Annotated in this window: 6 protein-coding genes; 1 reads left to right on the top strand and 5 read right to left on the bottom strand. The window is 32.3% G+C overall.

Annotated features, from left to right (window positions below; genetic code table 11):
- Positions 1–165 precede the first annotated feature (165 nt).
- A complete protein-coding gene (locus HOO91_21290) occupies positions 166–1,635 on the top strand; it encodes an SDR family oxidoreductase (GenBank protein ID NOU20099.1) in 1,470 nt (489 codons plus the stop codon).
- 224 nt (positions 1,636–1,859) lie between these two features.
- On the opposite strand, the gene HOO91_21285 is transcribed toward HOO91_21290, so the two are convergent.
- The 5 genes from HOO91_21285 to HOO91_21265 form a co-directional block, all read right to left on the bottom strand.
- Complete coding sequence (locus tag HOO91_21285; GenBank protein ID NOU20098.1) at positions 1,860–3,563, bottom strand: hypothetical protein; 1,704 nt, start codon at positions 3,561–3,563, stop codon at positions 1,860–1,862.
- Between the two features lie 77 nt (positions 3,564–3,640).
- On the bottom strand, positions 3,641–4,843 hold the full coding sequence (nrfD, locus tag HOO91_21280) for a polysulfide reductase NrfD (protein NOU20097.1): 1,203 nt from the start codon (positions 4,841–4,843) through the stop codon (positions 3,641–3,643).
- A gap of 1 nt (position 4,844) precedes the next feature.
- Positions 4,845–5,612, bottom strand: coding sequence for a 4Fe-4S dicluster domain-containing protein (locus HOO91_21275; protein NOU20096.1), 768 nt, complete (start codon positions 5,610–5,612; stop codon positions 4,845–4,847).
- Positions 5,609–6,118 carry a hypothetical protein gene (locus tag HOO91_21270; protein ID NOU20095.1) on the bottom strand — a complete coding sequence of 170 codons (510 nt, stop codon included), beginning with the start codon at positions 6,116–6,118 and terminating at the stop codon, positions 5,609–5,611. The genes HOO91_21275 and HOO91_21270 overlap by 4 nt, the downstream gene beginning before the upstream one ends.
- A gap of 394 nt (positions 6,119–6,512) precedes the next feature.
- Positions 6,513–6,917, bottom strand: coding sequence for a hypothetical protein (locus HOO91_21265; protein ID NOU20094.1), 405 nt, complete (start codon positions 6,915–6,917; stop codon positions 6,513–6,515).
- Positions 6,918–7,102: the final 185 nt, after the last annotated feature.

The raw sequence follows: 7,102 nt of genomic DNA, 5'->3' as shown, positions 1-7,102 counted from the left end.
GAAATCATAATTATTACTTCTTACTAACCGAAATATCTGACCCAGATTTATATCATTGAAACCATTAATAATTATCAATCAAATCAATTGAATAATAGATATTTAAAAATATCTATTTAAATGTATTTTCTGTTAACTTGTTATTTTATTAATAGTTTCCGTATTATGAAAATTCTTATAACTGGGGCAACTGGATACATTGGTAAAAGACTACTTCCTGCACTTTTAGAACAGGACCATGAGGTGATTTGTTGCGTTAGGGATAAGAACAGATTAACCAAATATCAGGCAACTTGTAATATTCAGATTTGGGAGGTTGATTTTCTCGAACCAGTGGATATTACTAGCGCCCCTGTTGACTTTGATGCGGCTTATTACCTCATACACTCAATGTCTAACGATTCTGAAAAATTTGAATACCTTGAGAAGTTAGCTGCATTAAATTTCAGGGATTTTGTAAATAAAACACAAGCAAAACAGGTTATCTACTTAAGTGGACTTTCAAACGATGTCAATTTATCTAAGCATATTAAATCTAGAAGAAAGGTTGAAGAAATTCTAAGGAGTGGTAATTACTCAACTACAATACTTAGGGCAGGCGTAATAGTTGGTTCAGGTAGTGCCTCATTTGAGATGATTCGCGACCTTACAGAAAAATTACCTGTAGTAACCGCTCCTTCTGTTATTTATACCCGATGCCAACCAATTGCGATACGCAATGTAATTCAACATCTCAAAGGAGTTCTGCTTAACGAAAGGACTTTTAATAACACATATGATATTGGTGGACCAGAAGTGTTAACCTATAAGGAGATGATATTGCTTTATGCAAAGATGAAGGGTTTTAAACGGGTATTAATTGTTGTTCCTTTCTTTAATAACAAACTTGCAGCTTTTATGCTGTCATTGATATCTTCAATAACCTATCATCTATCATTAAATCTAATAAATAGCATGAAGGTTGAGATGGTTTGTAGTAATAACGATTTGGAGGAACTTTTGAACATTAAACCTATTGACTACAAAACCGCTCTATCTCTCGCTTTCGAAAGAATTGAACAAAACATGGTTCTTTCCAGCTGGAAAGATGCGCTTAGCTCAAGTTCAAAAAACAAATCGCTTCTTCAATTCATTGAGATTCCACAGTTTGGTATCTACTTCGATAAACGTGAAGTTCTGATTAAAACATCTGCTGAACAAGTTCTTGATAATCTTTGGGCAATAGGTGGTATAAGGGGTTGGTACTACGGTAATATTTTGTGGGGCGTCAGAGGCTTTATGGATAAACTTCTTGGAGGAATTGGGTTGCGAAGAGGTAGAACAAACTTCCAAACCCTTAACACAGGTGATGCTCTCGACTTTTGGAGAGTTATTGTTGCAGACAGACAAATTATGAGATTGCTGCTTTATGCCGAAATGAAAGTTCCTGGTGAGGCTTGGCTTGAATTTAAGATTAATGAAAGAAATGGGAATTTTTATTTAGAACAAAATGCAACATTTCGCCCAAATGGTCTATTAGGTCGAGTTTACTGGTACTCATTATTACCAATACATGTAATGATTTTTAAGGGAATGATAAAAAATATTGAAAGATATGTTCCTAAACGAAAATATAGTAAGTTGATTAAAGAATAATTATTTAGTTCTACTTTGACAGATTCGAAAAGAAGACGAAAAATCAACCTAATTCACCCCTGTCCCTAAAGGGTGTAGGTTGATTTTTATGCTTTCTCCCTTTAGGGCAAAGGGTAAAAAAGCAGAACCGAAGTGAAACGAGTTCGACAAAGTCAAAAATCAAGTACAATCCTAATCTGTCAAAGTAGAATTAGGCCTTTCGATTCGTCGTTAAAAATATCCTTTTATTTGTTTTCAGTGTTTTTGTCTTTAATTTTCTTTACATAATAAGTTGATATACTTATTGAAACAATTGCAAAAATTATGAATGCTAATATTCTGAAAACAGGATCCGTTTTTGCCAAATCAATAAGAAATAGATGAAAGGCAGAAACTAGGAGATTGGCCATTGCCATCCATCGATACTTTATATTTTTTAATATAACACTTAATCCAAAATAGATACCAGTAATTAGAAGCCATGAAACAGTTATATATTGCTCAGGAAATCCTTTATATGTAGCAAATAAGAGTGAAAAAAATAAAGTGAATAAGTAAATATTTCGAATAAAATCTGTTTTGATATTCAAACGTTCCTTTTTCCAATTTATAATTCGAGCAGAAAAAAAAGCAACAATTGGAATTGAAAAATTAACTGAATTCAAAGTACCCGATGTTTTATAATAAATTAGGATTAATATCAGCAAAAGAAATGTGTTTATAAGTGTTATTATATGGGATCTATACCAGATTGCGAGTACTAGAACAAGGAAACTTTGATATGTAAGTAGCAAGAAAGAATCTGGAAAATGGAATATGTCATATACAGCAATACTTATTGCAACAAATCCATACAATGCATATAAGGCAGGAGAATACTTCCACGATGAATAATACTTAAGAATTACAGAATATGCAATACTATAAATGGATATGGCTATAAAAAAAGAAATGAATACACTTGGATTATGCCCTACAACCAAGAAAAGCAGCAAAACTGAATATGCTATTCCTGCAAGCAGTATGGTCAAAAGGATGGAGCTTTCAGGATTAATTTCGTTTGGTTTCTTAAAAACTACTAGCGAATAAATTGCTGTTGTAATTGAGAAATAGATGAATGTTAAGTAATAAACAATATCATCGGGAGATTTATTGATAGTAGTATTATTTTTTAATAACCAGATAATAAATATCAAATAACTAAATGATAGAATGAAAATCAATGATTTCCACCAACTGTATTTCCAGAAAGTAAATACCACCAAACATGTTGTTACAATTGAAATCAGAAAGAAGGCGTGAATATTATTACAAACAAAAGCAGTAATAATTGCAAGAGTACAAGCCAATCCAGCCAATACCTGAGAATGTTTTTTAATTGCAAAATACAATTGAACAACAATTACTCCAAGAATTAATATTGTTGCAAACATTTGATTAGTCACAATAGGCTTGTTATTATAGTAATGTAAACGAAGGATAATGTAGTATAATATGATATATCCCAAAAGGTTAAATATATACGACAAATATGTAAATCTTATTTTGAAATAATGAGACATTAAAAAGACACCCGCAACACTTACGACACCTACAAATAATGAAATAATTGGCATTCCAACATTATTAAAATACTGCCACAGAAATGTTATAGCAAAGAATAAAACAATAGTTCCCAACCATGCCAAGCCATATTCACCCAAATTTGATTCAAATGGTACACCTGATGGGAGTTTTACATCAAAAACTTCTGGATTATCTTCTACTGCTTCGCTATGCCTTAAATCACGAGAATTCTTATAATGTTCCTTTTTTAATTCTAATTGAGTAATCCTCTCTTCAATGGAATCTAAACGCTTTTGAATTCTTTCAAATTCCTCATTACTTAAGTCATTAGCATTCATATTAAACTCCTCCAAGGATTTAAGATAAGGGTGAATAATAAACATTAATACTAAAAAGTATTATTGGGGACGTAAAATGGAAAACCATTAAAAACTTTCAATATAAATTGATATTCTATTATCTAAATATCATGGTCAACATCAATTTTTTTCCAAGGAGGCAATAACCACAGTAAAAATGACAGTATAACAAATGGAACTACCAGCCAGAAAAAAGCCATTAAATAACCCTCAGCCCCTATTAATTCTATTTTGAAATCGGTATACCCATAAAAACTCTTCGAGAATAATTGCCCCCCAATTACTACATTCCATCGCATGAAGAAAATCCCAATAAGAATCAGTACAGTGATGACTAAATAGATCAATTTTCGAGTCTGTTCTTTAGGTTTATAAAACTGAAAAGCACCTAAAGTAATCAACGGCACTATTGTTCCAAGTAATCCTTGCATAATAAACAAAGTAAAAAAGAGTTTACCGAACACCAGTTCATGTAAGGCCTCAAATGATTCTTCAGCTTCGTAAATTCGATGAATCTGATCCAATCCTTCAAGAACAAAATCAATAATCAGAATGTAAAATAGGTATTTGGCAATTGTATCCAGACAGTTCATATCGATTACTTGCTTACGAACTTTTGTAATAATAATATAGATTAGCATAACCAATGCTATACCAGAAACCATTGCTGAGAATAAAAATATCACAGGCATTAGAACTGTTGACCACCATGGGTTTGCCTTAATTGACCCAAAAATAAATCCAACATATCCGTGCAACAAAAATGCCGAAGGCACACCAATCACAGTGATTATATACCCAATCTTATTATCTAAAGCAATTGCTTTTGGCGAGATATCAGTTGACCAGAGTGCAAGCGTTTTGTATAAGAATCGTTTAAATCCTGTTGTCTCATTAGCCCATAAAACCAGATCACGACGGTAATCAAACCAGATTTCGAGCACAAGAACAACCATCAAATACCATAAGTAAACAAATCCAAAGATGGCCATTGCAGAGCTTATATGAGGTGTAATCATTATTTCATACGCCCTAAATGGCTTGCCAAGGTGACTGATTAATGGCATCGTTGCAACTAAAAGGAATGATAATGCCGTAAGCAATGCTAACACATAGGTTGGCTTGAGTATATGTACTTTAAAAATTCGCTCCAGCGAGGCAAGAATAAATGCTCCTGCAACCAATCCTGTAATATAAGGGTAAAGTACTATGAGGATACTCCAGTTAAGTTCAATTTCATTTGGATAGATATATCCAACTACCTGCGAAAGAACTTCATGTAGGTTCTGATAGTGTTGTTCCATATTATCTTACCTCAGGGCTTAAAGCGTTATAGAATAATTTTGAACCAGTATTTAAATGCGGCTTAATGACCATGCAAGTATGATTTTTCAAGAAATAATTAATATTACTCAGGGGATCGTTTAAATCGCCATAAATTCTGGCCTGAGTTGGACAAATCTCAAAGCATGCAGGTTGCAAACCTTTTTTAAGTCGATGTATACATAAAGTACATTTATCAGTTGTACCTTTTTCTGGGTGTTTATAACGACAACCATAAGGACATGCTTGAATACAATATCCGCATCCAATGCAGTATTTCTCATCAACTAAAACAATACCTTCAGGTGTTTCGAATGTTGCACCAACTGGACAAACCTGTGTACAAGGTGATTTGGAGCAATGGTTGCACATTTTAGGAACAAAAAACGATTTGAATATATCTTCATCGGGGATTGATTGTTGGAAACCGTTAATACCCCCATTGGGTGATTCTACTTTTATTGTTCCATCATTGTTAATAGTATACTGCTCTACCCATGAACGGAAATAGAATGGTTCTTGAGGTACATTATTTTCCAGTTTACATGCATTTGCACATTTTCCACATCCAATACATTTATTAATATCAATGCCTATTCCGTACCACTTGCCTTTTCTTTTTGGCGGTTCACTTGCAAAAAGCAATCCATTAACTGAGGAAAGGGCTAATGTAGCAGTAATCCCACCTGCAATGATTGCTCCAGTTTTAAAGAAATTTCTCCTAGATAAGTCTGATTTATCTTTTTTCATGGTTGATGAGGATTATGGCATTCAATACATTTCATCTCTACTTTAGTTTTCTTATCTAATAGTTTGTGTTTCAATACATCTACCTGATGTATTAAAGTATTATCAATAGTATCGAACAAAATCTTTATTCGAGCAGCATTCCTTTGGTGACATAAAGCACAATCTTTTCGTTCATTTGGCTTTTGAAGTTTGAGCGAATCTGGTAATGAACCTCCTTTAAATTTATCGGCATAAAGAGCATGTTTTAAACCGGGACCATGGCAAACTTCACATTTAAGTGATGAGTGTAACCCATCGGCTTTTTCAGTCCTTTCAGTTTCATGACATTGAGAGCAGTTAATCGATCCAGCATAGTACAATTCCTTTGCAATATTCTCACTAATTGCATTTGAACGATAATGTCCTAACTCTCCAAATGATTTAGGTCTTAGAATTTGTTGCATTATCAGGAACAGGGCTATAAAAACTACAAATGTGATGATTAAGCGTTTAATGTGCTGCGGCATATTGGAAGGGATTTAAAAAATTTCATATAAACTTACACCGCTTATATGCAAATATCAATTAATTAGGATACTATGTAGTCAATTAATTAGATGTGACAAATCATCTAATATGTTGATATTTTGCAAAATTTCTCTTTAGAAAAGATATTTTGATCAAGTGTTGATCCTTTCACTCCAATTGAAAGATTATTGCTGATATTACTGCAAAAATGATGGATTAATTACATTTTACCAACTTTCAATAAGATGTAAATATTAAATGAAAAATGGGTATTATATATCACACTCAATTAAAGAGCAAACACTATATTTATCATAGTATATGGCTTATTAATATTTCTGAATTAACTTTTTTGATAAAAATGATTTACTAATACTCTATACCCTTACAAACCTACTTCTCAAACTCTCTAAACCATTTTTTGGCATCTTCAATATTATTAAACATTTTAAAAGGTATTCCAAATTTTTTTGCTGATTGAAAAACATTATTGATATAATATTGCTTAAAAACATTTACACTTGCAACGCCCACAACTCTCTTCAAACCTGCTTTTGCTGCCTCTGGCAAGGCAGTTTCTTGCAGCCATTTTCTATAATCGGGAGATACAATTCCTTGATTTCTTATATCCGAAATATAATTTATGACTGGTTTCTTAGTCATGAATTCAAGTGCTAACTTAAAAGGCATCTGATATTCCTCAAATGTCATTTTCTTATTTGTCCAAGTAATTGTTAAAACTTTAAGTTCCTCTTCGTAAGTTAGTTTAGCTACATCATTCTCAAATATAGTCTCCATAGCGTTATGTTTGATTTGTAGTTAAAATAAAGGTAATCCAAATTTATATTATCTTTTTTTAGATTGTTAAAATGCTTATAATAATCCATTTTAGCAATTATTCTTGACCAAAGTTGAATCTATTTTTATGAGTGCTAGATAATAAGCCCTTAAATATAAAACAAAAAAACCAATCAATACATTGT

This window comes from Bacteroidales bacterium (assembly GCA_013141385.1).
In the GTDB taxonomy this organism is placed as follows: Bacteria; Bacteroidota; Bacteroidia; order Bacteroidales; family Tenuifilaceae; genus UBA8529.
Note: the sequence above shows the minus strand (reverse complement) of the source record. Positions and strands in the feature narration are given on the sequence as shown.